Raw genomic sequence first — 26,203 nt, 5'->3', positions numbered from 1 at the left:
CCTCGCGCGTGACGGTAGCAAGTCCCGGCGGTCATGATCTTGTTTCCGGGTGCGGCGGAACGGCCCGCGATGTGTGACCATCGGTGCATGACTTCGGGCGGTATTTCCCAGGTGGGCCCGCCGTTTCGCGCCGATCACGTCGGGAGCCTCCTGCGGCCCCCGGTGCTGCGTGACGCGCGACGGCGGCACGAAAGCGGCGAGATCGGCGCGGAGCAGCTGCGCGCGGTCGAGGACGACGCGATCCGCGACGTGATCAAGATGCAGCGCGCGGCCGGGCTGAGCTCGGCGACCGACGGCGAGTTCCGGCGCGCGTCGTGGCACATGGACTTCATCTACGCGCTCGGCGGGGTGTCGAAGAGCGACGAGCGGCTGCACGTCAAGTTCCACAACCTCGCCGGCGACCTCGAGTTCAGCCCGCCGGGGCTGCAGGTCGACGGCAAGGTGCGGCTCGACGAGCCGATCTTCGCCGACCACTTCCGGTTCCTTCAGTCCCATGTGGACGAAGGCGTGACGCCGAAGCTGACCGTCCCGTCACCGAGCATGGTCTACTACCGCGGCGGCCGGGCGGCGGTGAGCGAAAGCGTTTACCCGGACCTCGAGGAGTTCTTCGCCGACCTCAGCACGGCGTACTCCGCGCAGGTTTCCGCGGTGCACGGGCTCGGCTGCCGGTACCTGCAGCTCGACGACACGAGCCTCGCCTACCTCAACGACCCGGCGCAGCGCGAGCTCGTCGCGCGGATGGGCGGCGACCCGGACACCCAGCACCTGCGCAACATCGCGACGATGAACGCGGCGCTCGCCGAGCGTCCCGAGGACCTCACGGTGACGACCCACCTGTGCCGCGGCAACTTCCGGTCGTCGTGGGTCGCTTCCGGGAGTTACGAGTTCGTCGCGGAGGCGCTGTTCGGCGAGCTCGCCGTCGACGGGTTCTTCCTGGAGTTCGACGACGAACGCTCCGGCGGCTTCGAGCCGCTGCGGTTCGTGCCGAAGGACAAGAAGGTCGTCCTCGGCCTGGTCACGACCAAACGGCCGGAGCTGGAGGACCCCGACGTCCTGGTGCGGCGGATCGAAGAGGCGTCGCGGTACGTCGACGTCGACCAGCTCTGCCTGTCGCCGCAGTGCGGGTTCTCCTCGACCGAGGAGGGCAACGACCTGACCGCGGACGAGCAGCTGCGGAAGCTGGAGCTGATCGTCGAGACCGCCGACCGCGTCTGGGGCGGCCGGTGATCACGTGCGTCGTCGACTACGTCATCGACCCCGCGAAGATCGCCGACTTCGAACGCTTCGCCGCCGCGTGGATGCGGCTGGTGCAGCGCGAAGGCGGTGTCCACCACGGCTACTTCCTGCCGGCGGAGGGGGCGAGTGACGAAGCCCGCGCGTTGTTCAGCTTCGAAAGCCTGGCCGCGTACGAGCGCTACCGGACGCTGTTCGGCGTCGACCCCGACTTCATCGAGGCCGACAAGATCCGCGACGAGAGCGGCTGCGTGGTGCGGTACCGGCGGTCGTTCATGCGGCCGCTGCTGCCGGACGACGAAGACTGACGTGCGGCACAGCGCGCGGCGGCCGCCGTCGGTCGTGGACCGGGTCCTCGACCTGCTGGGCGCGTTCACGGCCGAGCGGCCGCGGCTGACGCTCTCGGAGCTCAGCCGCCGCGTCGGGCTGCCGCTGTCGACCACGCACCGGCTCGCGGGCGAGCTCACCAAGCGCGGTGCGCTCGTCCGCGACGCCGCCGGCGCCTACCGCGTCGGCCTGTGGTTGTGGGAAGTCGCTTCGCTCGCCCCGCACGGCGCGGAGCTGCGAGAGAGCGCGATGCCGTTCCTGGAGGACCTTTACGAGGCCACGCACCAGAACGTCCAGCTCGCGGTCCTCGACGGGCCGGAGGTGGTCTACGTCGAGCGCATCTCCGGCCGCGGCGCGGTCAACGTCCTGACGCGGGTGGGCGGCCGGCTGCCCGCGCACGCGACCGGCGTCGGCCAGGTGCTGCTCGCGCACGCGCCGGTCGACGTCCAGGAAGCGGTTCTCGAGGGCCCGCTGAAGACGTTCACGTCGAAGACGATCGGTTCGCCGGAGCAGCTGCGCCGGGTGCTGGCGGACGTCCGCCGCAACGGTTATGCGGTCAGCGACGGCCAGATCGAGCTGATCGCCCTCTCGGTGGCGGCCCCGGTCTACGACGCCACCGACGAAGTGGCCGCCGCGATCTCGGTGGTCGTCCCGGCCGAAGGAACGGACCCGCGGACGCTGGTCCCGGCGGTGCGCGCGGCCGCGCGGGGGATCTCGCGCGTGCTCGGGGCGCCGCGGGCCCTGCGGACGAGCGGCGAACCCCACTGATCAACTCCTCGACGAGCCGAGCGGGTTGTGGTCGGATGAGGTCATGGGTGAAGAGACCACCGTTCTGATCGTCGGCTCGGGGCAGAGTGGGTTCCAGGCCGCGGCTTCGCTGCGGGACCGGGGCTTCGCGGGCCGGGTGGTGCTGGCCGGGGACGAGCGCGGCGTGCCCTACCAGCGGCCGCCGCTGTCGAAGGCCTACCTGGCCGGGACGGCCGGGCTCGAGCAGCTGCACCTGCGTGGTGAGGACTTCTTCGCAGAGAAGGACATCGAGCTGGTCGCGGGCCGGGTCGCTTCGATCGACCGCGAGGCTTCGCGGGTGCGGCTCGAGGACGGCGCCGAGCTGGGGTACGACCACCTGGTCCTGGCCACCGGCGCGCGCAACCGGACGCTGCCCGTGCCCGGCGCGGACCTGCCCGGCGTGCTGACCCTGCGCACGCGCGACGACGCCGACCGGCTCCGCGCGTCGCTCGCCGAGGCGAAGGACGTCGTGGTGGTGGGCGGCGGGTTCATCGGCCTGGAGTTCGCGTCGCACGCCGGCCGTCCGGTGACGGTCGTCGAGGCGCAGGACCGGCTGCTCAACCGCGTCGCGACGCCGGAGATCTCGGCCTTCTTCGCCGCGCTGCACCGCAACGCCGGGCACACGGTGCTGCTCGGCCAGGGCGTCTCGGCGCTGCACGGCGACTCGCACGTGCGCGAAGTCGAGCTGTCCGACGGCACCCGGCTGCCCGCCGACCTGGTCGTGGTCGCCGTCGGCGTCGTCCCGGAGACGACGCTCGCCGCCGCGGCCGGGCTGCCGGTCGACAACGGCGTGGTGGTCGACGAACACCTGCGCACGGCGGACGAAAAGATCTTCGCCATCGGCGACTGCGCGAACTTCCCGTGTGTCCAGGCGGGCGCCGCGACCCGGCTGGAGTCCGTGCAGAACGCCGTCGACCAGGCCCGTTGTGTCGCCACGGCGATCACCGGCACGCCCGAGCCGTACGCGAGCCTGCCGTGGTTCTGGACCGACCAGGCGGGCGCGAAGCTGCAGATCGCCGGGATCCTGGCCGACGCGGACCGCACGGTGGTCGCCGGTGACCGCGAGGCGGGCAAGTTCTCGGTGCTGTCCTTCCGCGACGACGTCCTCATCGCGGTCGAGTCGGTGAACCGCCCGGCCGACCACATCGCGGCCCGGCGCCTGTTCACCGCCGACCCGCACCCGCGGTACGCGGACCTCGAAGCGAGCGAGTTCAACCTGAAGGAACATCTGAAGGCAGCGTCAACTCGCGGTTGACGATGCGAGATCGTCAACCTACAGTTGACGGCATGGACCTTCCTCTCAACGTCAAGCTCGACGACCTCATCAACGCCATCAAGAGCACCAACGACCAGGACGCCCTCGCCCAGCTGACCGACGCCGTCTACGTGGGTGAGCACCTCGGCGAAGTCGCGGACCACCTGATCGGCCACTTCGTCGACCAGGCGCGCCGGTCCGGGGCCTCGTGGACCGAGATCGGCAAGAGCATGGGCGTCACCAAGCAGGCGGCGCAGAAGCGGTTCGTGCCGAAGGTCGATCCCGGCGGTGACCCGTCCGGGGCGATCGAGCGCGTCTACGGCCGCTACACCGACCGCGCGCGGCACGTGGTCGTCGCCGCGCAGAAGGCGGCCATCGACCACGCCAGTCCCGAGATCGACACCGTGCACCTGGTCCTCGGCCTGCTCACCGAGCCCGCGGCGCTCGCCGCCGGGGTGATCCTGGACCAGGGCGTCACGCTCGAAACCGTGCGCGAGACGGCCGAGGCGCGGCTGCCCGAGCCGGTCGATCCCGCGCCGAACCCGATGCCGTTCAGCGCGAACGGCAAGAAAGCCCTCGAACTGACCCTGCGCGAGGGCCTGCGGCTGGGGCACAACTACATCGGCACCGAGCACATCCTGCTGGGCCTGCTCGAACAGGGCGAGGGCAGCGGCTTCGCGGTGCTCGACGGCCTGGGGATCGGCAAGGCCCGCGCCGAGGCGAAGATCCAGGAGGTGCTGGCGGAGATCCTGGCCGCGCGGGGATGAGACCGCTTTGGCTGGCGGCGTTGCTCGCGTTGCTGCTGGTGACGCTGCTCTGACCGGGTGGGACCAGGGGGTCCACCCGGCCACGGAACGGCCCTCCCGAGAGGAGGGCCGTTCCGCGCAACATCAGGCTTCGGACTCCGGGCGGCCGTCCTCGGCCCAGGCCGTGTGGAACGAGCCGTCGCGGTCGACGCGCCGGTAGGTGTGGGCGCCGAAGAAGTCCCGCTGACCCTGGACGAGCGCGGCCGGCAGCCGGTCCGCGCGGAGGCCGTCGTAGTACGCCAGCGCCGTCGAGAAGCCCGGCGTCGGGATGCCGAGCTGGACGGCCGTCGAGATCACCGAACGCCACGAGTCCTGCGCGTCCTCGACCGCCTTGCGGAAGCCACCCGAGGTGAGCAGCGTCGGCAGCTGCGGCTCGTCGGCGTAGGCCGCGGTGATGTCGTTGAGGAACTTCGCGCGGATGATGCAGCCGCCGCGCCAGATCGAGGCGACCTTGCCGAGGTCGATGTCCCAGCCGTATTCGGTCGCGCCGGCCTGGATCTGGTTGAAGCCCTGCGCGTACGCGACGACCTTCGACGCGTACAGCGCCTGCTCGACGTCGTCGGCGAAGCGCTCCAGCGACGAGCCCGTCAGCGGCGACGCCGAAGGGCCGCCGAGGCCGCGGGCGGCCGCGCGCAGCGAAGTCGACCCGGACAGCGAACGCGCGAAGACGGCTTCGGCGATGCCCGAGATCGGGACCCCGAGGTCGAGGCCGATCTGCACGGTCCAGCGGCCGGTGCCCTTCTGCTCGGCGGCGTCCGCGACGACGTCGACGAACGGCTTGCCGGACGCCTGGTCGACGTGCGCGAGCACGTCGGCGGTGATCTCGATCAGGTACGAGTCCAGCCGGCCGGTGTTCCAGGTCCGGAACACCTCGGCGATCTCGGCGGGGGAGTAGCCGCCCGCGTGCCGCAGCAGGTCGAACGACTCCGCGATCAGCTGCATGTCGGCGTACTCGATGCCGTTGTGCACCATCTTGACGAAGTGCCCGGCGCCGTCCGCGCCGATGTGCGTGCAGCACGGCTCGCCGTCGACCTTCGCCGAAATGTCCTCGAACAGCGGGCCGAGGGACTCGTAGGACTCCTTCGAGCCGCCGGGCATGATGCTCGGCCCGTGCAGCGCGCCCTCCTCACCGCCGGAGACACCGCTGCCAACGAAGTGCAGCCCACGCTCGCGCAGCGCCTTCTCACGGCGGCGCGTGTCGGCGAAGTGCGCGTTGCCGGCGTCGATGATCACGTCGCCCTCTTCGAGCAGCGGCGCGAACTCCTCGATGACGGCGTCCGTCGGGCCGCCCGCCTTGACCATGATCACGACCTGCCGGGGCCGCTCCAGCGCGTCGACGAACGCCTGCGCCGAGTACGCCGGGATGAAGTCGCCCTCGTCGCCGAACTGCTCCACCAGCGCGCGGGTCCGCTCCTCGGACCGGTTGTGCAGGGCCACCGTGTGGCCGTGCCGCGCGAGGTTCCGGGCCAGGTTGCGGCCCATGACCGCCAGGCCGGTGACCCCGATGCTCGCCTTCTTGCTCATCCGCATCCTCTCGAAGACTCTCTCGATTCAGACCCTAGTCCGATCGACGCCTCATGGAAGGCCACGGAGGAGCAGCTCACTCAGTTCAGGAGAAGCAGCGGATCGGGCCCTTGTTGAACGCCACCATGTCCATGACCGCGGCCGCGAGGTCGATCTGCGCGCCCCACTCGGCGCCGTCCAGCTCGGCGTAGGCGCGGTGCAGGTTCCCCGGCAGCCGCTCTTGCTCGGAGAGCGCCTCGAACGGACCCGGGTCCGTCTCCTTCGCCAGCTCCAGCGGCGACAGCCCGGCGGCCTTCCCGCGCTTCGCCGTCTCCTGGAGGAACTTCAGGTACGAGTCCACGGTGTCGACGACGTCGAGCCCGCACGCGGGCCCGTGCCCGGGCAGGATCACTGCCGGCTCGAGCTCCCGGATCACGTCGAGCCCGGCGCGCCAGCCGGCGACCGAGCCCATCAGCGCGAACGGGCTGCCGCCGTTGAACACCAGGTCACCGGCGTAGAGGACGCGCTCCTCCGGCAGCCAGACCAGGACGTCGTTGGTCGTGTGGGCCGCGTGGCCGGGGTGGATCAGCTCGATCGTGACGTCGCCGGCGTGGACAGTCAGCCGGTCGTCGAACACGACCTCGGGCGGGCGCGACCGCAGCTCGCCCCAGTCGCTGCCGGTGAAGATGCCCTCGAACGTCTGGATGCCTTCGGCGACCATCAGCTCGCGGGTCTTGCGGTGGCCGATGACCGTGGCGCCCTCGACCAGGTAGTTGCCGTTGGTGTGGTCACCGTGGTGGTGGGTGTTCACCAGCGTGGTCACCGGGCTGCCGGTGGCGCCTTCGACGGCGGCCAGCAGCGCCCGCGTGCGGCGCTCGGTGGAGCAGGTGTCGATCAGCACGGTGTGGTCACCGGCGTCGACGACCCCGCAGTTGTTGATGTACCAGGAGCCGTCCGGCTGGACGTACCCGTGGACCCGGTCGGCCAGCCGGGTGACGGCGGCGGCGGAGGGCGAGCGATCGGTCACGCGCACCACTATGCCCCAGACCGCTGCCCGCCGGTTGGGCGAAAGGTCACGAATCCGCTGGTCCAGGCGAGTGAAGACACAGGTGACTGGCATTCCGCGTCATTTCCTGGAACGCTGCGCGATGTCATCATCGAGATCCGCAAGGTCAAGCACTAGCCTGGGTGGGTTCGATAGTTCGCGCGCGACGGCGACCGGGAGGCCGCCGTCGCTTGGTAGTGGTCCGGGAGAGCAGGGCGATGGCCAGCACCGTCACCTCGCGCCGGAAGCAGCTCGGGAACGAGCTCCGGCATGCCCGCACCGCGGCGCGGATGACACAGCAGCAGGTCGCCGAGGTTCTCGGCTGCACCCAGGGCAAGGTCAACAAGATCGAGTCCGGTGCCGTCGGGGTGAAGCTCGGGGATGTGCGATCGATGCTGAACGCGTTCGGGATCAACGGCGAAGAAGCCGACACGCTGATGAACCTGGCGCGGGCCGCCGCCGGGCAACGCGGCCACTGGTCGGGCTACCGCTCGGTGGTGCCGCACTGGTTCCGCACCTTCACGGACCTGGAGCCCGCGGCCGCGGAGATCCTCACCTGGCACGGTGAGCGCATCCCCGGCCCGCTGCAGTCCGAGCACTACATGCTCAAGCAGTTCACCGAGTTCGGCGCCACCGACGTGACGTCGCTGGTGCGCAACCGGCTCGACCGCAAGGCGGTGTTCGAGCAGCAGCAGCCGCCGTACTACCGGTTCATCATCAGCGAGGGCGCGCTGCGCCGGGCCCCGGGCGGCTACGCGCCCGCGGTGATGCTGGACCAGGTCGAGCACCTGCTCTCGCTCGAACGGCACCCGCGGGTCTACGTGCACGTGCTGCCCTTCGGCGCGCGCCTGGCCGCGGTGCCCAACGACTTCACGATCATGCGGTTCCCGGACCGCACCCGGGACTTCGTCTACATCGAGCACTCCGCGGGCGGGCTGTACCTCGACGACGTCAAGGACTTCAACATCTTCGTCGACTCGTGGGACAGGCTGCGCGGGGCCGCGCTGGAGCGCCAGGAGACCCGGCAGTTCCTCAAGGAGCTCGCGGAGGGTTACCGCGGCCAGATGCAGCAGCTCCAATAGGGCGAACGGCGGCGCGAACCGTCCCGGGTGGTGAACAACTGTCGGTAGAGTGGGTCTGTTGCGCCCCTGTCCACCGGAAGTGCCGCCCGAAGGGGACATCGTGGACCCCGACTTCCTCCCCGAGGCCGTGGATCTCGACCGGCCGAACGTGGCGAGGATCTACGACTGGGCGCTCGGCGGCACCGCGAACTGGGCCGTCGACCGGCAGTACGGCGAGCAGGCCCTGGAGATCTTCCCGCTCGCCAAGACCCTCGCGCGGACCAACCGCGCCTTCCTCGGCCGGGCCGTCCGCTACTGCGTTTCGCTCGGCATCACGCAGTTCCTCGACCTCGGCTCCGGCATCCCGACCGCGGGCAACGTCCACGAAGTCGCCGACGACCACAGCGACGACAGCCGCTGCGTCTACGTCGACAACGAGCCGGTGGCCGTCGCGCACGGGCGGATCCTGCTCGACGAGGAAGGCGATCCCGAGCGGCACGCCGTGCTGCACGCCGACCTGCGGGACGCCGTCGAGGTCTGGGAAGCCGCCCTGGCCACCGGCGTGCTCGACCCGGACCGGCCGATCTGCCTGCTCAGCGTGGCGGTGCTGCACTTCCTGCCGGACGTCACCGGCGTGCGCGAAGCGATCCGCGACTACCGGACGCTGCTCGCGCCGGGTTCGGCGTTCGTGCTCTCGCACGCGACGGAATCCGGCGTCTCGGGTGACGAGCTGGCGCAGTGCCGGCGGCTGGTCAAGCTGTCCGAACGGTCGAGCTCGCCCGCGGTGTGCCGGTCGCTCGACGAGATCGCCGCGTTCTTCGGTAACTTCGACGTCGTCGAGCCCGGGATCGTGCCTGTGGGAGAGTGGCGCCCCGAGCCCGGCGCCGCCACGGTCCCCCTCGCGAGCGTGGTCGGCGGTGTCGGCCGCAAGCCTGGAGGAATGGCATGACCACGCAGGACCCCGAAGCCCCGGAAGGCGTCGACCTCGAACGGCCGAACGCCGCCCGCATCTACGACTGGTTCCTCGGCGGCGACGCCAACTGGGCCATCGACCGCCAGTTCGGCGAACAGGCGGTCAAGACCTTCCCGATGATCAAGACCGTCGCCCGCGTCGGCCGGGACTTCCTCGGCCGCGGCGTCCGCTACCTGGCGCGCAACGGCATCGACCAGTTCCTCGACCTCGGCTCCGGCGTCCCGACCGTGGGCAACGTGCACGAGGTCGCGGCCGAGGTGAACCCGAACGCCCGGTGCGTCTACGTCGACAACGAGCCGGTCGCGGTGGCGCATTCGCAGGTGCTGCTGGAGAAGGAGGGTGTCGCCGACCGGCACGCGGTGCTGCAGGGCGACCTGCGCGACCCGGCCGACATCTGGAAGCGCGCGCTCGACACCGGCGTCCTCGACCCGAACCGGCCGATCGGGCTGATCATCGTGGGCGTGCTCTACTTCCTCGGCGAGGACGAGCCGGTGGCCCAGACCATCCAGAAGTACCTGTCGCTGCTGCCGTCCGGCTCGTACTTCCTGTCCTCGCACCTGACCACCGAGGGTCTCGACGCGCTGGCCGACCACGACAGCCGCGCGTCGATCGTGGAGCAGTACAAGAAGTCGAGCACCCCGCTGCACCTGCGCAGCAAGGCGGAGTTCACGTCGTTCTTCGAGGGCCTGGAGCTCGTCGAGCCGGGCATCGTGTACCTGCCGGAGTGGCACCCGGAGGAGATCGAGTCGCGGGCGACGAAGAAGCTCGCGAACGACCCGTCGTTCGTCGGTCACATCTGCGGCCTCGGCCGCAAACCGTGACAGCGGCCGCCTACGACGCCCTCGCCGTCCGGTACGCCGAGTTCTCCCTCGAGTTCTGGGACGCCTCGGCGCTGGACCGCGCGGCCTGGGCGGCGTTCGCGGACAGCGTCCGCGGCGCCGGACCGGTGGCCGACCTCGGCTGCGGGCCCGGCCACGTCACGGCGCACCTGCGCGACCTCGGCCTGGACGTGTTCGGCGTCGACCTCACCCCGGCGATGGTCGAGCTGGCCCGCGAGCACGCGCCGGACCTGCGTTTCGACGTCGGTTCGATGGCCGCGCTGGACATCCCCGACGCGTCCTTGGCGGGCATCCTGACGTGGTACTCGATGATCCACACCCCGCCGGCGGAGGTTCCGGGCTACTTCGCGGAGTTCACCCGGACGTTGGCCCCCGGCGGTCACGTTCTGTTGGGGTGCTTCGAATCCGAGGGCGACGTGGTGACGCCGTTCGACCACGCGGTCACCACGGCGTACCGCTGGCCGCTGGACGAGCTGGTGCGGCTGGCGGGTGCGGCGGGACTGGCCGAGGTGGGGCGGATCCACCGCGAGCCCGGTGAGAAGGAGCGCTTCGGCCACGGCGCCCTCCTGCTGCGGAAACCGTAGCCGCACAACGGCGAGAGCCCCGGTCCCATCAGGGAACCGGGGCTCTTCTGTGGTGGCGCGGTGGTTCGGGTCTAGGCGCGCGAGCCGACGCGGCCGCGCAGGAGCGGGCTCAGGTCGATCGCGGTCTCCAGCGGCCGGCTCGTGCGGAAGCCGTCGGAGTGCCGCTGGTGCGGGAGGTCCTGGTCGGTCGCCCACGTCGTCGTCTTGCGCAGCGGCGCCTGGATCAGGCTGAAACCGAAGCGGTTGCGCAGCTCGTGCGCGATTCCTTTGCGGCCACGGTGTTCTTCCTCTTCGCGGCGGAAAAGCGAGTTCAGCCGGACGGCCATCGTCTACACCCCCAGCTCTCGTCGCGGTGACCGGGCGCGTTCGCCGCCGGTCAGTCCGAGACAGGGTTCGCACGGCATGCCGGCCCCGGGGACCAGCCATTCCACGTCGGCGCGGGAAAGCGCTTCCCCGCATTTGGTTCGGACCAACGCTGAGTCATCGCGTGCGGAGTCCAGCCCGAAGACGTGCACCACTCGGCGGGCCTCGCCGGCGGTTCCCCTGGCGAGCCTGCCCACGACCAGCACGCTCGGTGGCGCGCTGTCCTCGACGATCACGCTGTTCCTCCCCCATGAGGTCCTGCGGTGGGTGGGTTGACCGGTCTCCGGGACGTGTCCGGCGACGGTCCGAAACCGCCCGTCGCATGCAGGCAGTCGTTCACCGACGCCGGTGCCCCGGCCGATGCGATTAATCCTACTCCTGGAATAATCTTCATGTCGAGGCCGGAGCTAGTTGATCACCCGCTTGGCCCTGCGCAGTACTCCATTGAGACACTGAGTAGCCGGGAGCGGGTACCTTCGACCCAGTCGCGGCCGCGCCCCCCATCGATCCACGGAGGTACGACCCATGGCGGATTATCCGTCGTTCGCGGATTACGATCCGAGCACGGCCGTGTCCCTGTTCGAAGAGGCGTCCTGGGAGAAGTCGTTCGCCAGCGAGCCCAACGGCGGCAGCTGCGTCGAGGTCAACCTGGGCCGCGAAGGCCTGATCGGCGTCCGCGACACCAAGCTCGCGACCAGCCCCGTCTTCGTGTTCGACACCGCCGAGTGGGAAGCGTTCCTGATCGCCGTCAAGGCCGGGCAGTTCGACCTGCCGGCCTGATCCCTCCCCCGCGGAGGTGATCATGGTCACCCACTCGTGTACAAGAATGGCGAAGGCCCCCTTCCCCTCTGCGGAGAAGGAGGCCTTCGCATCGGCGTGAGTACGCCCGCACGCCGATTGTGAGTGAAATCTCACCCGATTGCCGGAAGCTCCCCGCCGCGCAGCCGCCCGCGGGTCCGGCGCCAGGCCAGCACGACCAGCACCACCAGCCCGATCAACGGCAGGGTGCTGATCGCCCAGCTGAAGCCCATCGGCGGCCCGGGCTGTTCCAGCACCGGCAGCCCGCGCAGGTCGCCGGTGCCGGACCCCGCCGGGCCGGTGACGGCGAAGCGGAACGTCCATTCCCCCGGCCGGGGCATCGACCGGACGTCGAGCCCCCACACCTCCCGCTTGCGCGGGTGGCGGACCAGCGGCTGCGTGCGGTTCTTGCCCCCTTCCGGGTTGATCATCGTGAGCGTTCCCGACTTGTCCTCGATCCCGCCGTCGGGGATGAAGGTGAAGTCCAGTGACTGCTGGGCCTTCAGCGGCCAGGTGCTGAACCCGATCGTCATCCCGTACGGCCCGGCCTGCACGTGCTCGGTGTGCACGATGTTGACCGGCTCGTAGGCGTTCGCCGGCGCCGCGGTGGCGAACAGCAGTCCCGCCACGGCGGATAGCGCCAGCACAATTCTTTTGGGGGCTCCGGGTGGCGTAGCCCCCGGCCGGGGCGGAGCCCCGAACAACACTGTCTTACGCATCAGCGGTTTCCCCCTTCTTCGCGGGCGCCAGCAGGCAGAGCATCCCGCCGAACCGCCACCCGGCGAACCCGCCGAGCAGCCCCAGCGCCGCGCTGAGCACGGCGGTCGTGGCCAGGTACCAGACCGGCGGCACGTGCGCGCCGGTGTAGAGCAGGGACCGCTGCACCGGCAGGCTCAGGCCGATCAGCAGCCCGGCGATCCCGCCCACGGCCACGGAAACACGCCCCGCGCGCCACCCGCGCCGCCGGCCGAGCAGGTACCCCAGCTCCATCAGCGCGGCCACCGGCAGCAGCACCATCGGCGTCAGCGCGGGCATCTCCGGCACCCCGGAGATCGCGTCGCGCATCGGCAGCCCGACGAGGTCGGCGTAGGTCTGCGCCGCCCACGGCGAAAACCACCAGAAGAGCGCCTGGACGGCCGCGACCATCGCCGCGACACCGAGCGCGCCGCCCGGGCGGCGCACGAACCCGGCGCCGACCGCGACCAGCAGCACCGCCATCATCGAGCAGCCGATCGAGACGGCGTCGGCGTAGTCGTCCGGCACCTGCTGCAGGCCGAGCGCCAGCACCGGCCCGAACGTCAGCAGCACGGTCAACGACGCCAGCGTGCCGATCCGGCCCCAGCGGTGCTCGCGAGCCGCGGCGAACACCGCGGTGGTGCCGATCAGCGACACCGTGATCGACAGCAGCAGCCCGATGTGCGGCGGCGAGTCGATGACCGCGTCGAAGCCGTAGAGCCCGTGCCACCACTGGTCCCACAGGCCGTACAGCAGGAACGTCGCGGCGCCGACCCCCGACACCAGATAACCCAGCGGGGCCGCGAAAGTCCGGCCGAAGACGTTGACCACCCGGCCGCCGACCCGCGGGTCGACCGGACGGCCCGCGCGCCGCGCCGCCGTCGTCAGCAGCACGACGGCGAGGCTCGCCAGGCCGACGACCGCGCTGCCCGAGTACAGGAACAGGTGCGGCAGCGTGAAGAACGTGTCCGGCCCGACGTCACTGTGCCACTGGATGTCCCAGGTCAGCCCGACCAGTGACAGCAGTGACCCCCCGAGCACGACGTTCGCGGGCAGCAAGCCCGTTCGCGCCGGTTTCGCCACCGACGTGGTGCGCACGCCGGATGCGGTGAGATCCATTTCCCCCGACCCTTTCTACTTGACCAGCAACGGAAAAACGACTTGGGCGGGCCCGCCGGGGCCCCGCACGGACACGGTGATCTCCCACTGCCCGGACATCGGCAGGGAGACACCCGAGGCGCGGAAGCGGTCGGCGCTCTCCGCCACGGCGAGGACCGGGGCGAACGCGTGGCCCATCTGCGCCATGACCGGTTCGACCAGCACGCTGTCGGGCGCGGGTCCGGTCACCGCGAGGGCGAACGTGTTGCCGCCGATACGCGGCTCGTCCGCGGAGAACTGGACCGTGTACGGCCCGGAAACCGCTTGCTGCGTGGAGGGTTTTGCGCTCCCGCTGGGCCAGAGCAGCCAGGTGACACCGGCCACGACCACCAGCGCGACGACGGCGATCAGCATCTTGGGGCGTTTCATCGGGCGGCTCCTGTCGTCGGGACCTCCACGATGGCGGGGATCGTCAGCACGCGGTAGCCGCGCTCGGCCTGCAGCCAGATCCGGTACCGGCCGGGCGCGGTGAAGGTGTAGGTGAAGCTGACGTCGGGGCCGTAGGCGGCCACGGTCTCGTCGGGGCGGTCGACCTGCCCCGCGACCGGCGGTGTCATGGCGTGGACGTGCGCCCACGTCGGGGCCTTGGCGGCGGCCGCGCCGACGTCCGGCCCGGTGATCGGACCGGCGACGATGAGGTGACCGAGCATGCCCAGCCACGGCTGCAGGTCCTGGGTCCGGAAGTGCGCGGTGACGGTGGTCGGTGTCCCCTCGCCGATCGTGAGGTCGACCGGGGTGCCGTCCACCGTCCGCGGTCCGGCGCCGGGCGGTTCGGGCGCGGGCGCCGCGGTGCCCTGCAGGTCCACAGTGGACCGCGCGAGCTGGACACCGCCGCCGCGCCGGACGAGCTCCGCGGCGACAGCGTAGGTGCCCGCCTCCGGATCGGTGACGTGCACGCGGTAGTCGCCGGGGCCGACCCGCACGGGGTGCAGGTGGCTCATCCGTCCGGACGGCGAGACGAGGACCAGGTGCACCAGCGCGTTGTCGTGAACGAGCAGGTCGTCGACCGGCAGGCCGGTGGCGCCGTCGGCGAAGCCCAGCTTCAGCGCACTGCCCTCGGCGTGCACGGCCAGGTTCACCGGCGGCCGCGAGTAGTCCACTGTGGACAACGGGAGGTTCCCGTACGGGTCCGTGACGTTGTCGAACGTCGGGTCGAGCTGGCTGCCGGGCGCCGGCGGCGGGGGAGTGCTCGCCGACAGCAGCGCGCCGGTGACCGCGACGGCGATCGCCGCGACCACCGCACCCGCCGGGATCAGCGCGAACGCCGTCCGCTTCGCCCGCACGCCCACCACGAACGCGATCAGCAGGAACGCGCCCGCGGCGACGAACCCGCCGTAGGTCGCCTTCTCCCACGGTGGCACCACCCGCGCGGGCACGAGGAACGGGATCGTCGCGGCCGGACCGGCGCCGTCGCTCAGCGACAGCAGCCACGGCCCGGGCTTGTCGACTTGGAGATTTCCCGGGTACACGCCGGGTTCGGCGCCGAGGGTGACGTCGGCCCGCGACGTCACGAACCCGCCGGCCGCGGCGGTCAGGTGCAGCACCCCGGGCGCGGTGCCCTGGTGCGTCACGACGTCGACCCGCAGCGGCGACGGTGTGGTGTCGACCCGGCGGATGATCACGGTCAGCTCGCGCGCGCCGAGCGTCTGGGCAACCTGGACGTCGGTGCCCGACGGCGCGCCGTCGGCGTGCGCCGTGCCGCCGCCGACCGCGATCCCCAGCACGGTCAGCAGCAGCAACAACGCGAATTTCGGTTTCTTCCCCATCGTGGGTCCGAACCTAGCGACGGCGGAGGGTGGCGGGCGTCACGGCGGGGAGGGAACTCCGGTCCCCAGTCCGGGGGACCGGGACCCCCGGGGTTCTCAGGGGTTCAGGAACTTCCGCAGGTGGGAGACGACTTCCCCGGGCTGCTCCTCGGGCAGGAAGTGACCGCATTCGGCCAGGGCCGCACCGGTGACGTCGGTGGCGTACTCCTGCCAGATCTCCAGTGTCGGCAGGGTGCCGAGCAGGCCGTTCGCGCCCCACAGCGCGAGAAGTGGCTGGGTGACGCGCTTTCCGGCGGCGAAGTCGGCGTCGTCGAGCTCGGCGTCGTCGGGGAAGGAGGCGCGGTAGTCGTCAAAACCGGCGCGCAGGGCGCCGGGCTGGGAGAAGGCGCGGACGTATTCGGTGACGGCGTCCGGGTCGAGGCGGTGGCGCTGGTAGGTCCAGCGTTCGAAGAAGTACCCGAGGTAGCCGGCGATGTTCTGGCCGGCGAGCAGCTCCGGCAGGTCGGGCTGGAGGTGGAAGAGCCAGTGCCAGTAGGCCTTCGCGACGCCGGTGTCGAGCCGCTGCCACATCGCGCGGGTCGGGGCGATGTCGAGGACGGCGAGGCGCTCGACCTGGTCCGGCCGGTCGAGCGCCCAGCGGTGGGCGACCCGGCCGCCGCGGTCGTGGCCGGCGACCGCGACCGTTCCGAACCCGAGGTGTTCGGCGAGCGCGGCGACGTCGGCGGCCATCGTGCGCTTGTCGAAGCCGGTCCTCGGTTTGTCGGTGCGGCCGTAACCGCGCAGGTCGGGGGCGATGACGGTGTGGGTCTCGGCGAGGGGTTCGAGGACCCGGTGCCAGCAGTGCGACGTCTGCGGCCAGCCGTGGAGCAGGAACAGCGGCGGGCCGTCGCCGGCCGTGAGGTAGTGCATCCGGAGCCCGTTGACGGTGGCGGTGGTCTCTAACCGGTTCATAGGGTTAGACGGTAGCGGTGCTTCTAACTGTCTTCAAGGGTTAGAATGAGCGCATGGAGTGGGTCTTCGACGGCGGACGGCCGTGCCTCGACCTCGTCAACACGATGCGCAGCCGGCACGACGGCGGTGTCGAGCTGCTGACCGGGCCCGGCGCGCTGGCGGACTGGCTGTCCCTCGCGGGGTTCACGACCGGGCCCGTGCCGGTGACGGCCGGGAACCTGCTGGCGGCCAAGGCGTTGCGGGAAGCCGTGGACCGGGTGCTGCTCGCGGACGGGCAGCCGGACGAGATGGACATCGACCTGGTGAACAACGCGGCGGCCTCGGCTCCGGCGCCCCCGCCGCGGCTGGCCCTGGCCGACGGTGTGCTGCGCCGCGAGGTGCCCGCGCCGAAGGACCCGGTGGCGGCGGCGTTCGCGGCGCTGGCGGCGGACGCGATCGACCTGGCCACCGGCGACGCTTCGGTGCGGGTGTGCGTGGCGGACGACTGCGGGCTGCGGTTCTGCGACGCCTCGCCGCGGCGGAACCGGCAGTGGTGCTCGATGGCCCGGTGCGGCAACCGCGCCAAGGCCCGCGCCCACTACGCCCGGACGAGCCATCGCGACTGAGCACCCTGCCGCGGCTGCTCGTGAGTGGTTAGGGCGGTTCTAACCGCCCTAACCACTCACGAGCCTTGCACCGAGCCGGGGCCGTTGCCACCCACCAGGCGCTGGTAAACCTTCGGGTGGGCGCGGAGCCAGACGTTGAGCTTGCCGATCCAGCGCATGTGCGCCGTCCGCGCCCAGGCCGGGATCGGCGTCGCGAAAATCCGCACCGCCACGGCGAAACGCCGGAACCGCCGCTGGTCGCAAAGAGTCCACTGTAGACCGAGCTGGTCCCGGAGGCCGGGCGGCAACGTCGCGCGGAGCAGGAACATCTGGGCCCGGGCGTGCCACCGCCACCACGAGTCGGGCAGCCACCGCACCGGCTTGCCCACCGTCCGGATCGTCTCGAAGAGCTGGTCGATCGTCGGGTTCCCGGCGAACCCGGCCACCATCGAGTCGTAGTAGCGCTCGAAAGCCGCCCAGTCCGGCGGCAGATCACGGTCGCGCACGCCGAGCACCCGGCCGATGTCGCACATCTGCGCGTAGTACTCGTCAAGTTCCGAAGTGGACAGTGGACGCCCGAAAAACCGTTGAGCGTCAACGGGAACCTTCACCAGCGTCGCGTGCACCCAGGCATAGGCCTCGGGGTTCAGCGCGCTGTAACGGCGTCCGTCCGCAGAGCCCGTGAACGACCGGTGCAAGGCACGCAACCGCGCCGCCTCCACCCGAGCCCCGGCAGCACCGCCGTAGACGTAGATCGAGAGTGACGCGCCGGTGCGCATCAGCCGGGTCCACGGGTCCGACGTGTAGTCCGAGTGGTCACGGACCCCCGCCGCCACCACCGGGTGCGCCACCTGCAGCACCAGGACCTGGCCCGCCAGCAGCCCGTCGCGGAAGTCGCCGAAGTACTTCCACGCCGCCGTGCCGCGGACGACGGGCCGGGCCATCACGCACCGCGGATCAGCATCATCAGCGGCTCGGCGACCGGCGTCGCGGTGTCGCCGGTGGCCAGGCGGCGGAGCTGCAGCCCGGCGATCAGCGCCACCACCGGCCCGGCCAGCCGGCGCGGGTCGGGCACGCCCAGGGCTTCGAGGATCGTCACGGCCAGCTCGTCGTACGCCGCGAAGCAGCGCGAAGAAGCTTCCTGCAGCTCCGGATCGCGCGCGGACTGGAGGTACAGCTCGTGCGCGCCGAGCTCGTCGGTGCCGAACGGCAGCTGCGCGATCACGTGCTCGACGACCGACGCCGCCTGCTCGACGCTGAGGCCGGCCGCTCGGTAGGCGTCGACGATCGCGCCGAGCTTCGCCGTCTCCTCCTCGACGAACATCAGCATCGCCTCGCGCAGCAACGCCGTCTGGCTGGGGAAGTGGTAGGTCAGCGTGCCGAGCGAGACACCGGCGGCGGCCACGATCCGGCGGTTGGTCAGCCCGCCGACCCCGTGTTCGCCGACGACGGTCAGCGCGCCGCGCAGGATGGCGTCCCGGGTGCTTACCAGCTTGTCTCGGGATGCCGCTCCGGCCACCGTTCGACCTCTTCCAGTTGCGCGGCAAGCGAAATCAGCCGCTCCTCGGCGTGTGACGGGCCGAGCAGCTGGGCTCCGAGCGGGAGCCCGCCGGCGGTGAGCCCGGCCGGGACGTTGACCCCCGGCCAGCCCAGCACGTTCCACGGCCAAGCGTACGGGCAGGCGGCGATCATGGCCTGGTCGGTCTCCCAGCCGGACAGCCCGTCGAACGTGCCGATCGGCGGCGGCGGGGTCGCGGTGGTCGGCGTCAGCAGGACGTCGACGCGGCCGAACACCGAGCCGATCCGCCGGTGCAGCCCCGGCTCGAGCGCGCGGGCGAGCCGCAGCGCGGGCCCGGCCAGCAGGCGGCCTTGGCTCGCGTTGCTGCGCGTGCGCTTGTCGAGCCCGGTGCGGTCCGGCACGCGCAACGTCCAGTCGCGGACGCCGGTGAGCGAGCGCGGCAGGAACGTCAGGCCGATGAGCCCGTAGTCCGGTTCGACCTCGACGATCTCGTGGCCCAGCCCGGCGAGCGACTCGGCGAGCCGGCGCACGGCGGCTTCGACTACCGGGTCGAGCCGCGTTTTGGTGGCGGTGAACGGGATCCGCGTCGACAGGCCGATCCGGAGCCTGCCCGGCTCGCGCGCGGCGGCGGTCCGGAACGTGCTGCCGGTGGCGGCGGTGACGTCGAGCAGCAGGGCGGCGTCTTCGACGGTCCGGGCGAGCGGGCCGAGCACGGTCAGGCCGTGGAACAGCTCGCCGTCGGTCGGGATCCGGCCGCGCTGGGTCTTGACGCCGACGAGCCCGGTCCACGCGGCGGGGATGCGCACCGAGCCGGCGCCGTCGGACCCGAGCGCGGCCGCGATGGCCCCCGACGCCACCGCGGCCGCGCTCCCGCCCGAAGAACCCCCGGGGGTGTGGCCGGGGTGCCACGGGTTGCGCGTCACACCGAAGGCCGGGCCCTCGGTGAACGGCCACTGGCCCAGCTCGGGGGTGTTCGTCTTGCCGATGATGACGGCGCCGGCTTCCCGCAGCAGCGCGACGGCGGGCGCGTCGGCCGTCGCGGACGGGAAGTCCCCGGCGCAGCCGAACGCCGTCGGCAGGCCGGTGAGGTCGACGTCGTCCTTGATCGCGACGGGCACGCCGAGCAGGGGAGCCCGCTCGCCGGCCGCGAGCCGCCGGTCGGCTTCGGCGGCTTCGAGGGGAGCTTCGACGTCACGGAGGTGCCGGAACGCGTTGAGCGTGGGCTGGCTCGCGTGCGCGCGCCCGAGGGCCGCGGCGGTGAGCTCGGCGGCGGTGACCTCACCGGCGGCGAGCTGCGCGGCCTGGGCGGTCAGGCCCGTGAAGTCGAGGCCGGTCTTCGGCGTTGCGGTCACGGGCACCCCCGGAAGTCTCGTTCGTTCGAACGAACGTTACCGGATACCGGTGGTCTCCGGCTACTCCCGGACGCACCGATGAGTTTTCGGCGCTGCTGCCGTCTACCCGGGAAACCACTTCAGGAGGAGCAACCATGGCCACGGTGCACACAGGCATGACGATGTCGCTCGACGGGTTTGTCGCCGACCGGCGCGGCGGGACGGCCCGGCTGTCCGACCCCGCGGCGTCGAACGGCAGCGAGTTCATGGCCGCGCTGATCCGCGAAACCGGCGCGGTCGTCCTGGGCCGGCGGACGTTCGACATGGCCGAGGACCCCGACTGGTACGTCGGCAACTACGAGTTCCAGACGCCGATCTTCGTGGTCACCCACACGCCGCCGCCCGTCCCGCCGAAGCAGGACGAGAACCTGACCTTCACGTTCGTCACCGACGGGATCGCCTCGGCGATCGCCCAGGCCAAGGCGGCCGCGGGCGACCTGGCCGTCAAGGCGATCGGCGCGAGCGTGGTCCGGCAGGTCCTGCGGGCCGGCCTCGCCGACGAGCTGCACGTCGACGTCGCGCCCGTGCTGCTGGGCGCCGGGCTGCGGCTGTTCGACGACCCCGCGCTCGAAGGCGTCACCCTCGAGAAGATCGACGCCCGGGACGTCGGAAGGTTCACGGCGCTCCGCTTCCGGTGCTCGGCCCCTATCGTGGGAGCATGAACTTCGACGGGTTCCCCACCGCCGCACTGGACGCCGTTCCCCGCGTCGACTTGGGCGGCTGGCCGACTCCGCTGCACGCGGCGCCCCGCCTCGGCGAGGCGCTCGGCCTGCCGAACCTCCTGCTCAAGCGCGACGACGTGCACCCGCTCGGCGCGGGCGGCAACAAGCTCCGCAAGCTGGAGTACCACCTCGGCGCCGCCCTCGAAGCGGGCGCGGACACCGTGATCACCTTCGGCGCCCTGCAGACCAACCACGGCCGCCAGACCGCCGCGGCCTGCGCGAAACTCGGCCTGCGCTGCGAGCTCGTCCTGACCGCGAAGGTCCCGCGTGCCGGCGAAGCGTACGAGCACTCCGGCAACATCCCGCTCGACTGGCTCTTCGGCGCGACGGTGCACGTGTGCGCCGACGGCGAGGAGACCGGCCGGACGTACGACCGGCTCGTGGCCGAAGCCGCCGCGGAAGGCCGCAAGGTCGCCACGGTCCCGGTCGGCGGGTCCGACGAGCTGGGTGTGCTCGGCTACGTCCGTGCCACGTACGAGCTCGCGACCCAGCTCGCCGACCGCGGCATCGACCGAGCCCACCTCGTCGTCCCGCACGCCAGCGGCGGCACGGCTGCCGGGGTGGCGCTGGCCACCGGGCTGCTCGGCGGCCTCGGGGTCGGCGTCGCCTGCGTCAGCCACCCGCTCGACGAGGCCACGGAGAACCTGCGCGAACTCACCGCCGGCGCGGCCAAGCTGCTCGGCGTCGAACCGCCGTCCCTCGACCACGTCCGGCTGGGCGACTCGACGCTCGGCCCCGGTTACGGCATCCCGACCGACGCCGTCTGGGACGCGCTAAAGCTGTTCGGGCGCACGGAAGGCGTCGTGCTCGACCCGGTTTACAGCGGCAAGGTGGCCGCTGCCCTGGTCGAGTGGGCGGGCCACTTCGCCCCGGACGATCACGTGGTGTTCTTGCACACCGGCGGGATGCCCGGCCTGTACGGCTACGGCCCCGAATTCGCGGCGGCCGTCGAGGGCTGACTCCACGCGGGTCGCGACCCGCAGCAGGGTGAACAGCAGCCCGACGTCGGCGAGCAGCAGCAGCCGTTGCGTGACCCCGATCGGCAGCAGGTTCGACACCTCGGGGAACGGCTCGACGCCGGCTTCGCTGAGCCGCACGAACACGAAGCTCAGGGCGAAGAAGGCGAACGCCACCGCGGTCAGCCGGATCGCGCGGACGAGCAGCACGCGCTCCGGCCGTCCCTTCAGCGGTTCCAGCAGCGAGAACGCGGCGCCGGGCAGGCTGAGGAACGCGACCAGGCACGCGTAGAGGTGGATCTCGCCGCTCACCGGGTCGGGCGCCTCCGGGTAGCTCGCCGGGAAGATCGCGGCCGCGGCCATGCCGAGCGACCAGAGCGTGAGCAGCAGCCGCGTCGTCCGCGACAGCGGCACCCCGGCGACCTGCAGCGCGCCCAGCACCGCCAGCGAGCCGATCGCCAGCGACAGCACGCTCGCCCCGAGCATGCCTTCGCCGCGGTCGGTGACGGTGTAGCTCGACAGCGTGTCGTACACCGGGTCGTGCGAGCTGATGATGTGCAGCACCACGGCCGTGAACAGCCCCCAGCCGATCGCCCCGAACGCCACGAGCCGCCAAGGTCTCGTGCGCTTCCCCTGTTCCGTCCCCATGGCGTTCAGGTTCTCGGACAACGGGACGGCCGTGATCGGGGAAGACCCTGAAATCACCCGGAACCGAAGTCGGCCAGCACCAGGGCCTGGTCGTCGTGGCGCTTCGGCCGGGGCCAGCGTTCGCCGTCCGGGTCCTGCTTTTCGGCGGTGCGGACGGCGTCCAGCACGGCGTCCGGCCCGTCGGCGCGGGTGATCGCCAGGACTTCGCGCCAGTCGAACAGGTGGTACTGGTCGACGCCGACGGACACACCGTCGCTGGCGAGCAGCACGGCGTCGACGGCTTCGCGCGGCCAGCTGCGGCGGATCGCGTGCGCGGCCGCGCCGGGATCGGCTTCGGCGACCCAGAAGCCGTCGTGGGCGTTGCGGCGGCGGCGGACGTCGGCGCCGGTCTGGAGCATCCCGCGGCGCCGCAGGCCGGCGAGCCGGTCGTCCGAGACGACGTCGACGCCGAAACGGCCGAAGCCCACCACCGGGCTGTCGGCCAGGACGAGGGCGTCGACGCGGTCGTCGAGCCAGCGCACGGCGGCGACCGTGCTCGACGGCGACTGCCGCGGGCGCAACGCGTTCTCGGTCGTCACGGCGGCGATCGCGCGGGTCAGGACGTCGGTGAGGTCGGCTTCGGGGGCCGCGAGGAGGTCGTCGGCGAGGCGCCGCGCCAGGCGTTCGGCGTACCAGCCGCCCGGGGGGAGCGAGGGGTCCGGTGAGGTGGCGCCGTCGAGGACCAGGACCGCGTTGTCCAGCACGACGACGTGGTCTTCGGTCGGGCGGGGGTGGCCGTCGGCGCCCACCCCGGCCCGCTCGGCGATCACGATCTCGGGCATCACCCGACTGTACGGCCCGCCCTCGAGGCTTCGCGCTGAAGTTGTCAACTCAGGTTGACACGCGTCGATTGTCAACGTAGGTTGACAGGCATGACGGAAGCGACGGACCTGGCCGCGCGGGCCGGCGACCGCGATCCCCGAGTGGGACTGCGAGCGGTTGCCGCGCTCCGGCGGCTGGTGGAACAACTGGAGGCCGTGCAGGTCCGCAGCGCGCGGATCAACGGCTGGTCATGGCAGGAGATCGCCGCCGAGCTGGGGGTCAGCCGGCAGGCCGTGCACAAGAAGTACGGGAGGCACTGATGTTCGAGAGGTTCACCACCGACGCGCGGATGGCGGTCGTCGAGGCGCAGATCGTGGCGCGGGAGTCCGGCTCGGTGGAGATCGCGCCGACCCATCTGCTCGCCGGGCTGGTGCGGACCGAGGTCCCGCTGCTAGCCGAGCTGGGCATCGCCGCCGAAGACGTCGCCGCGGAACTGGAACGCACCCGGCGCCGCGGCGGGGTCAGCGACGCCGACGCCGAGGCGCTCACCGAGTTCGGCATCAACGTCGAGCAGATCGTCGAACGGATCGAGCAGGCCCACGGCGAGGGCGCCCTCGCCGGCCGGCTCGGCCCCGCCAAACGCGGGCACATCCCGTTCACCAGTCAGTCGAAGAAGACGCTCGAGCTGAGCCTGAAGGAAGCCGTCCGGCTCGGCGACAAGCACCTGGGCCAGGAGCACATCCTGCTGGCGCTGGCCCAGCAGCGCGGCACCGACGACGTCCTCGCGCGCCACGGCGCCGACTACGTCACGCTGCGCCGGGTGGTGCAGCAGCGCAAGGCGAGCTAGTGAACGGGCTCCTGCTCCTCGCGCTGCGGTTCACGCCACACCACGAACGGCAGCAGCGCCTGGGTCAGCGGGCCGATGGCGAGGGCGTAGAGCACGGTGCCCACGCCGACGGTCCCGCCGAGCAGGAAACCCACCGCGACGACGGTGACCTCGATGCCGGTGCGCACCAGCCGGACCGACCAGCCGGTGCGCCCCGCGAGCCCGGTCATCAGGCCGTCCCGCGGGCCCGGGCCGAGCCTCGCGCCGACGTAGGTGGCCGTCGCGACGCCGTTCAGCGTGATCCCGCCGGCCAGCAGCACGATCTGCCAGGCCAGGTCGTGCTGGTCCGGGACCAGCGCCCGGACGGCGTCGACCATGACCGAGATGACCACGACGTTCGCGATGGTGCCGATGCCGGGCCGCTGGCGCAGCGGGATCCACAGCAGGAGCACGACGACCGAGATCAGGCCGGTCACCGTGCCGAACGTCAGCCCGGTGTGCTTCAGGACGCCTTCGGCCAGCACGCTCCACGGCTCCAGGCCGAGGCCGGCGCGGGTGACCAGGGCGACGCTGGTGCCGTAGAGGGCGAGGCCGCCGAGCAGCTGGGCACTGCGGCGGACGGGGTCACGGGAGATCCGGACGGGCCGGAGATCGATCTGAGCCACCCCTGCACTATCCGCCGCAAGTGGCCTTGTAAACCATGGCCAATTCTAGGATATTGGCCTTATGGAAGCCACTGTCCCACTCGGTGGACGCATCTCTGGTCCTCGATTGGCCGTCATGCTGGGCTCGTGGCGTCAAGGCTCACGCCAGGGCGCGGCCGACCTCGCCGCGGCCATCGAGCTGCAGGTGCTCGACGGCCAGCTCCCGCTCGGCACCCGGCTGCCCGCCGAGCGGGAGCTCGCCGACGCGCTCGGCGCCAGCCGGACGCTGATCGGCGCGGCCCTGGACCGGTTGCGGGAGAACGGGTTCGTCGCGAGCCGCCGGGGCGCGGGGTCGTGGGTCGCCGCGCCCGGGCGGCGTCGCCGCGGCCCGCTCGCCCCGGCCGGCGGCGGCGCGATCGACTTCACCCACGCGTCCTCGCCGGCCATCCCGGGCACGGCGGCGGCGGTCGACGCGGCCCGCGTCCGCCTCGCCGACCACCTCGGGGACCACGGGTACCAGGAGCGCGGCCTGCTCGCCCTGCGGGAGCGGATCGCCCGGCGGTACACCGAACGCGGGCTGCCGACAACCCCCGCGCAGGTGATGGTCACCAACGGCGCGCACCACGCGTTCGTCCTGGTCCTGCGGATGCTCGCGGGCCCCGGTGACCGGGTCCTGGTGGAGCAGCCGACCTACCCGAACGCCCTGGAGGCGATCCGCGCCGCGCACGCCATCCCGGTGCCGGTCGCGCTCGACCCGGCCGGCGAGCGCGGCTGGGACATCACCGGGATCGACGCGGCGCTGCGCCAGGCGTCCCCGCGGCTCGGTTACCTCGTGGTCGACTTCCAGAACCCGACCGGCCTGCGCCTGGACGCCGAGGGCCGCGAACGGCTCGGCGCCGTGCTGGCCCGCGCCCGCACCCCGGTCGTCGTCGACGAGACGCTCGTCGAGCTGGACCTCGAAGGCGACCCGCTCGACGGGCCGCCGCCGCTGGCCGCGTTCGCCGGTGACCTGGTGATCTGCGTCGGCTCGGCGTCGAAGACCCACTGGGGTGGCCTGCGGCTGGGCTGGATCCGCGCGTCGGAGGACCTGCTCGGACGGCTGGTCTCGGCGCGCTACGCGGTCGACCTGGGGTCACCGGTGTTCGAGCAGCTCGTGCTGACCGAGCTGCTCGACGACGAGAGCGCGCTGGCCCGCCGTCGTGAGGAGCTGCGCGGCTACCGCGACGCGCTCGCCGACGCCGTGCACCGGCACCTGCCGGAGTGGACGTTCACGGTGCCGAAGGGCGGCCTGTCGCTCTGGTGCCGGATGCCGGAGCCGGTGAGCTCACGCCTCGCGGTCGCGGCGGCGAGCCACGGCGTCCAGGTGGCGCCGGGCTCGCGCTTCGGGGTCCACGGCGGTCTGGAGCGCTGGCTCCGGCTGCCGTTCTCCCTGCCGCCGGAGACGATGGAAGAGGCCGTCCGCCGGCTGGGCGCCGCGGCGGCGTCGGTCAGCGGGACGCCGGAGTCGCTCGCCGCGCCGATCGCCTGAAGGCGGACAAAAAACGAACCGGTGCGCTGGATGCGAGCCTGCTCCCAGGGATGGGCGGCGTTCATGTGCATCCAGCGCACCGGTTCGTCGTTCACACCCCCGCTCACGGACGTGACCCCGTTCGCGGGTAACCGCTGGCTTCCCGGCACAGCCCCTCGACGTGCCGGGAAGCCGGCGGTTCAGGCGTGCTCTCGGTACTGCGAGTCCTCGCTCGGCGCGGTGAGCAAGGGCTCCCGGAGCTCGCCCGGTGTGGGTCCCGGGGGGGGGGGGGGGGGGGGGGGGGGGGGGGGGGGGGAGGAGAGGGGGGGGGGGGGGGGGGGGGGAGGAGGAGGGGCGCTGCCTGACAGACAAGGGGGGGGGGGGGGAAAGGCGGCGGGGGAGGACAAGACCGAGAGCCCCTA

29 protein-coding genes and 1 pseudogene are annotated in these 26,203 nt (G+C 71.9%); 16 read left to right on the top strand and 14 right to left on the bottom strand.

All coding sequences use genetic code 11. The annotated features are described in order from the left end of the window. The first annotated feature begins 87 nt into the window (after positions 1–87). The 5 genes from ACZ63J_RS13500 to ACZ63J_RS13480 are packed head-to-tail and all read left to right on the top strand — an operon-like array spanning position 88 to position 4,368. Entirely contained in the window at positions 88–1,227 is a 1,140-nt protein-coding gene (locus tag ACZ63J_RS13500) for a 5-methyltetrahydropteroyltriglutamate--homocysteine S-methyltransferase (protein ID WP_465400733.1), read from the top strand. Continuing rightward, a complete protein-coding gene (locus tag ACZ63J_RS13495) occupies positions 1,224–1,541 on the top strand; it encodes an NIPSNAP family protein (protein WP_465313767.1) in 318 nt (105 codons plus the stop codon). The genes ACZ63J_RS13500 and ACZ63J_RS13495 overlap by 4 nt, the downstream gene beginning before the upstream one ends. 1 nt (position 1,542) lies before the next feature. After that, positions 1,543–2,328 (top strand): IclR family transcriptional regulator, encoded by a 786-nt coding sequence (locus ACZ63J_RS13490; RefSeq protein WP_465439467.1) that lies wholly within the window; start codon positions 1,543–1,545, stop codon positions 2,326–2,328. 43 nt (positions 2,329–2,371) lie between these two features. After that, entirely contained in the window at positions 2,372–3,601 is a 1,230-nt protein-coding gene (locus tag ACZ63J_RS13485; RefSeq protein ID WP_465400731.1) for an NAD(P)/FAD-dependent oxidoreductase, read from the top strand. 32 nt (positions 3,602–3,633) lie between these two features. Continuing rightward, entirely contained in the window at positions 3,634–4,368 is a 735-nt protein-coding gene (locus ACZ63J_RS13480; RefSeq protein WP_465400730.1) for a Clp protease N-terminal domain-containing protein, read from the top strand. Positions 4,369–4,491: 123 nt separating this feature from the next. Here the strand turns inward: ACZ63J_RS13480 and gndA are convergent, their stop codons facing one another. Further along, entirely contained in the window at positions 4,492–5,931 is a 1,440-nt protein-coding gene (gene gndA, locus ACZ63J_RS13475; protein ID WP_465400729.1) for an NADP-dependent phosphogluconate dehydrogenase, read from the bottom strand. Positions 5,932–6,016: 85 nt separating this feature from the next. Continuing rightward, positions 6,017–6,937, bottom strand: a complete 921-nt coding sequence (locus ACZ63J_RS13470) for an MBL fold metallo-hydrolase (protein WP_465400728.1) — start codon at positions 6,935–6,937, stop codon at positions 6,017–6,019. A 236-nt stretch (positions 6,938–7,173) separates the two neighbouring features. Here ACZ63J_RS13470 and ACZ63J_RS13465 point away from each other — a divergent pair, with 236 nt between their 5' ends. The 4 genes from ACZ63J_RS13465 (at position 7,174) to ACZ63J_RS13450 (ending at position 10,412) form a co-directional block, all read left to right on the top strand. After that, a complete protein-coding gene (locus tag ACZ63J_RS13465) occupies positions 7,174–8,037 on the top strand; it encodes a helix-turn-helix domain-containing protein (protein ID WP_285482102.1) in 864 nt (287 codons plus the stop codon). A gap of 100 nt (positions 8,038–8,137) precedes the next feature. Next, a complete protein-coding gene (locus ACZ63J_RS13460; protein ID WP_465400727.1) occupies positions 8,138–8,965 on the top strand; it encodes an SAM-dependent methyltransferase in 828 nt (275 codons plus the stop codon). Then, complete coding sequence (locus ACZ63J_RS13455) at positions 8,962–9,810, top strand: SAM-dependent methyltransferase (protein ID WP_465341841.1); 849 nt, start codon at positions 8,962–8,964, stop codon at positions 9,808–9,810. The genes ACZ63J_RS13460 and ACZ63J_RS13455 overlap by 4 nt, the downstream gene beginning before the upstream one ends. Beyond that, on the top strand, positions 9,807–10,412 hold the full coding sequence (locus ACZ63J_RS13450; RefSeq protein ID WP_465400726.1) for a class I SAM-dependent DNA methyltransferase: 606 nt from the start codon (positions 9,807–9,809) through the stop codon (positions 10,410–10,412). Before ACZ63J_RS13455 ends, ACZ63J_RS13450 begins: the two co-directional genes overlap by 4 nt. A gap of 71 nt (positions 10,413–10,483) precedes the next feature. On the opposite strand, the gene ACZ63J_RS13445 is transcribed toward ACZ63J_RS13450, so the two are convergent. Continuing rightward, positions 10,484–10,738 (bottom strand): hypothetical protein, encoded by a 255-nt coding sequence (locus ACZ63J_RS13445; RefSeq protein WP_465400725.1) that lies wholly within the window; start codon positions 10,736–10,738, stop codon positions 10,484–10,486. A gap of 562 nt (positions 10,739–11,300) precedes the next feature. Here ACZ63J_RS13445 and ACZ63J_RS13440 point away from each other — a divergent pair. Further along, a complete protein-coding gene (locus ACZ63J_RS13440; RefSeq protein WP_465341843.1) occupies positions 11,301–11,555 on the top strand; it encodes a DUF397 domain-containing protein in 255 nt (84 codons plus the stop codon). Between the two features lie 131 nt (positions 11,556–11,686). Here the strand turns inward: ACZ63J_RS13440 and ACZ63J_RS13435 are convergent, their stop codons facing one another. The 5 genes from ACZ63J_RS13435 to ACZ63J_RS13415 all read right to left on the bottom strand — a co-directional run bounded on the left by ACZ63J_RS13435 (position 11,687) and on the right by ACZ63J_RS13415 (position 16,183). Next, complete coding sequence (locus ACZ63J_RS13435; RefSeq protein WP_465313778.1) at positions 11,687–12,220, bottom strand: hypothetical protein; 534 nt, start codon at positions 12,218–12,220, stop codon at positions 11,687–11,689. Positions 12,221–12,284: 64 nt separating this feature from the next. Beyond that, entirely contained in the window at positions 12,285–13,427 is a 1,143-nt protein-coding gene (locus ACZ63J_RS13430; RefSeq protein WP_465341845.1) for a hypothetical protein, read from the bottom strand. 15 nt (positions 13,428–13,442) lie between these two features. Next, positions 13,443–13,835: a FixH family protein gene (locus tag ACZ63J_RS13425; protein ID WP_465400724.1), complete on the bottom strand. Its 393-nt coding sequence runs from the start codon at positions 13,833–13,835 to the stop codon at positions 13,443–13,445. Then, the gene (locus tag ACZ63J_RS13420) at positions 13,832–15,232 is read right to left on the bottom strand and encodes a hypothetical protein (protein ID WP_465400723.1); all 1,401 of its coding nucleotides are present in this window, start codon (positions 15,230–15,232) and stop codon (positions 13,832–13,834) included. Before ACZ63J_RS13420 ends, ACZ63J_RS13425 begins: the two co-directional genes overlap by 4 nt. Positions 15,233–15,328: 96 nt before the next feature. Then, positions 15,329–16,183, bottom strand: coding sequence for an alpha/beta fold hydrolase (locus ACZ63J_RS13415; protein ID WP_465400722.1), 855 nt, complete (start codon positions 16,181–16,183; stop codon positions 15,329–15,331). A gap of 53 nt (positions 16,184–16,236) precedes the next feature. On the opposite strand from ACZ63J_RS13415, the gene ACZ63J_RS13410 reads away from it, so the two are divergent. Continuing rightward, positions 16,237–16,788, top strand: coding sequence for a CGNR zinc finger domain-containing protein (locus ACZ63J_RS13410; protein WP_465400721.1), 552 nt, complete (start codon positions 16,237–16,239; stop codon positions 16,786–16,788). 56 nt (positions 16,789–16,844) lie between these two features. On the opposite strand, the gene ACZ63J_RS13405 is transcribed toward ACZ63J_RS13410, so the two are convergent. The 3 genes from ACZ63J_RS13405 to ACZ63J_RS13395 are packed head-to-tail and all read right to left on the bottom strand — an operon-like array spanning position 16,845 to position 19,644. Next, complete coding sequence (locus ACZ63J_RS13405) at positions 16,845–17,711, bottom strand: oxygenase MpaB family protein (RefSeq protein ID WP_465400720.1); 867 nt, start codon at positions 17,709–17,711, stop codon at positions 16,845–16,847. Next, positions 17,711–18,286, bottom strand: coding sequence for a TetR/AcrR family transcriptional regulator (locus ACZ63J_RS13400; RefSeq protein ID WP_465400719.1), 576 nt, complete (start codon positions 18,284–18,286; stop codon positions 17,711–17,713). The genes ACZ63J_RS13405 and ACZ63J_RS13400 overlap by 1 nt, the downstream gene beginning before the upstream one ends. After that, on the bottom strand, positions 18,253–19,644 hold the full coding sequence (locus ACZ63J_RS13395) for an amidase (RefSeq protein WP_465400718.1): 1,392 nt from the start codon (positions 19,642–19,644) through the stop codon (positions 18,253–18,255). Before ACZ63J_RS13395 ends, ACZ63J_RS13400 begins: the two co-directional genes overlap by 34 nt. 128 nt (positions 19,645–19,772) lie before the next feature. On the opposite strand from ACZ63J_RS13395, the gene ACZ63J_RS13390 reads away from it, so the two are divergent. Both ACZ63J_RS13390 and ACZ63J_RS13385 read left to right on the top strand, forming a co-directional pair. Beyond that, positions 19,773–20,339 carry a dihydrofolate reductase family protein gene (locus ACZ63J_RS13390; RefSeq protein ID WP_465400717.1) on the top strand — a complete coding sequence of 189 codons (567 nt, stop codon included), beginning with the start codon at positions 19,773–19,775 and terminating at the stop codon, positions 20,337–20,339. Then, positions 20,336–21,358, top strand: a complete 1,023-nt coding sequence (locus tag ACZ63J_RS13385) for a D-cysteine desulfhydrase family protein (protein ID WP_465400716.1) — start codon at positions 20,336–20,338, stop codon at positions 21,356–21,358. The genes ACZ63J_RS13390 and ACZ63J_RS13385 overlap by 4 nt, the downstream gene beginning before the upstream one ends. An 81-nt stretch (positions 21,359–21,439) precedes the next feature. Here ACZ63J_RS13385 and ACZ63J_RS13380 read toward each other — a convergent pair. Both ACZ63J_RS13380 and ACZ63J_RS13375 read right to left on the bottom strand, forming a co-directional pair. After that, a pseudogene (locus ACZ63J_RS13380) lies at positions 21,440–22,003 on the bottom strand (DUF998 domain-containing protein); the annotation flags it as partial. A 53-nt stretch (positions 22,004–22,056) separates the two neighbouring features. After that, positions 22,057–22,824, bottom strand: a complete 768-nt coding sequence (locus ACZ63J_RS13375) for a protein phosphatase 2C domain-containing protein (RefSeq protein WP_465400715.1) — start codon at positions 22,822–22,824, stop codon at positions 22,057–22,059. A gap of 90 nt (positions 22,825–22,914) precedes the next feature. Here ACZ63J_RS13375 and ACZ63J_RS13370 point away from each other — a divergent pair, with 90 nt between their 5' ends. Then, positions 22,915–23,124 carry a helix-turn-helix domain-containing protein gene (locus ACZ63J_RS13370; RefSeq protein WP_284750436.1) on the top strand — a complete coding sequence of 70 codons (210 nt, stop codon included), beginning with the start codon at positions 22,915–22,917 and terminating at the stop codon, positions 23,122–23,124. Further along, a complete protein-coding gene (locus ACZ63J_RS13365) occupies positions 23,124–23,651 on the top strand; it encodes a Clp protease N-terminal domain-containing protein (RefSeq protein ID WP_465400714.1) in 528 nt (175 codons plus the stop codon). The genes ACZ63J_RS13370 and ACZ63J_RS13365 overlap by 1 nt, the downstream gene beginning before the upstream one ends. On the opposite strand, the gene yczE is transcribed toward ACZ63J_RS13365, so the two are convergent. Next, complete coding sequence (yczE, locus tag ACZ63J_RS13360; protein ID WP_465400713.1) at positions 23,648–24,295, bottom strand: membrane protein YczE; 648 nt, start codon at positions 24,293–24,295, stop codon at positions 23,648–23,650. The two genes, ACZ63J_RS13365 and yczE, sit on opposite strands and share 4 nt — an antisense overlap. Positions 24,296–24,356: 61 nt before the next feature. Between yczE and yczR the strand changes: the two genes are divergently transcribed. Then, positions 24,357–25,802: a MocR-like transcription factor YczR gene (gene yczR / locus ACZ63J_RS13355; protein WP_465400712.1), complete on the top strand. Its 1,446-nt coding sequence runs from the start codon at positions 24,357–24,359 to the stop codon at positions 25,800–25,802. Positions 25,803–26,203 lie beyond the last annotated feature (401 nt).

The organism is Amycolatopsis sp. NPDC104863, from assembly GCF_055582965.1.
This window is presented reverse-complemented; position numbering and strand designations above follow the sequence as displayed.